General features: G+C 38.2%; 2 protein-coding genes. Both read left to right on the forward strand.

What is annotated here, in order from left to right; all coding sequences use genetic code 11:
* Positions 1 to 127 precede the first annotated feature (127 nt).
* A complete protein-coding gene (locus tag B9T16_RS28255) occupies positions 128 to 463 on the forward strand; it encodes a PD-(D/E)XK nuclease family transposase (RefSeq protein WP_410246349.1) in 336 nt (111 codons plus the stop codon).
* Positions 444 to 1,244 carry a hypothetical protein gene (locus B9T16_RS28260; RefSeq protein WP_410246350.1) on the forward strand — a complete coding sequence of 267 codons (801 nt, stop codon included), beginning with the start codon at positions 444 to 446 and terminating at the stop codon, positions 1,242 to 1,244. The genes B9T16_RS28255 and B9T16_RS28260 overlap by 20 nt, the downstream gene beginning before the upstream one ends.
* Positions 1,245 to 1,875: the final 631 nt, after the last annotated feature.

A 1,875-nucleotide genomic window follows, 5' to 3' on the forward strand; every position in this document is an offset into this window, starting at 1 on the left:
AGAATAATCGTATTTTTCACCGTACTTTAAATCATCCTGTTCTCCGGCTAATATTTTTTTAGTTGCATTTTTATAAGACTACACTTACATTTGCATTAATGTAAGCATAATCTTATAAAAATGAATCATGGGACATAAAGATTTTCAAAAACGCACCTACGTTAGTTTTGATTGGGCAATCAAGCGGCTATTACGGAAGAAAGCAGATTTTACAGTTTTAGAAGGTTTTCTTTCGGTCTTGTTGAAGAAGGAAGTGAAAGTAGAGTCGCTTCTCGAATCAGAATCTAACCGTGAAGCGGCCGATGATAAAATGGTGGTTGTCGATGTCTTGTGCAAACTCGATAATGGCGATTTAAAGCAAATCCATAAACTCCGAGTGGCTGCTCTAGAAAATTCGAGAGCGAGGCTTGCGAAAGTTAAAAATCAAGAGTTTACTGGAGTAAATGACATGGTTTTTAACTGAGCATAACGAAGCTATCGGCCTTTATAGACAGCCACTACTATTTCACCAAGCCGCTTATTTCCATCGCATGCTGTACGGCGTATCAAAAGTTTTGGCTGAGCATTTAAAAGCCGGAGAAAAGTATGAGAAAGTAAAGAAAGTCATTTCGGTGAGTTTGGTTTATTTTGATCTGGGTCATGGGAAAGATTACCTCTATCGTGGCCATACGGTTTTCACTGGCATGAACCTCGAAGATGAGCTTGAATTAAGCACACTTCAAAAGCAAGCTTACGCGAAGGCCACACCTCAGGATTTATTCCCTGAATACTACCTCATCAAAATCAATAATTTCAATAACGTTTCTCGCTCGCCATTGGAAGATTGGGTGTATTATTTCAAAAACTCAGAACTACCTTCGAAGTGTGACAAAAAAATCTTATCTTTGTTATCTGAACAACTAAAGTTTGATGCCATGGATACCAAGGAAAGGCAAGATTATTATCGCTTCAGCAAAAGCAAGCGTATTTGGGATTCTACCATTGATACTGCCTATATGGAGGGGGTAGAGGACGGAATTCAAAAAGGAATCCAAAGAGGAATTGAAAAAGGAATCCAAAAAGGACTTGAGCAAGGCATTGAGCAAGGCATTGAGCAGGGTATTGAGCAAGGCATGGAAAAATCTAAAGTTCAAACAATTGTTTTGGCGTTTAAGAAAGGCTTAGCCATTTCGTTAATTTCTGAAATAGTTCGTATTCCTGAGGAAGAAATAGAGCGTATTTTAAAGGAAGAGGATTTGCTTTAGATTCTATTAATTTTTTGAAAAGACGGGAGGTTTTATTCCGTTTTTACATTTGTACCTACTACAAAAACCCTCAATAAGTGGATTTAACAAAACACGATTACGCAGAAGGCCAGCGGGTAGCGATAAGGTTATGAAATCAAGGTTATTTGGGCTCCATAGAATGGGTTACCAACGCCGATGCCCGCCAGGTAGAATACTTCTGGGACACCCTAAACATAATTAGTTACATTAGGCTTTTTGAAAACAAATAAAGCATTTATAGCACAAGTATTTACTTCGCAAAAAACACATTTACCACGCATTCATGAAAATGTTGCTGCTTTGTAGTTGTTTCTCATGTCCCAACCACGAAAGGCACGAAAACACACGAAAATGTTGCTTCCAACAGTTGCAGCGTGTAAACTTATCTTCAAAAAACGTGTATGACTAAATCAATTTTCCCCGGTTTTCGTAAAAAGTTCAGAAAGCTGTGATGAAAAAATAATTGGTAAATCGTATCTAGGAAAATCAACAAAACAAATCCGCCGCAAGACCATCAGCGGAAAACCAATATTCGACCTTCAAACAAACCCGACTGCCATCATATTCAAAAGCATCAGCTTGCGGGTGGGATTGCAAATTGTGTAAAAGC

The organism is Arthrospira sp. PCC 8006 (assembly GCF_046480465.1).
Lineage (GTDB): Bacteria > Cyanobacteriota > Cyanobacteriia > Cyanobacteriales > Microcoleaceae > Limnospira > Limnospira platensis.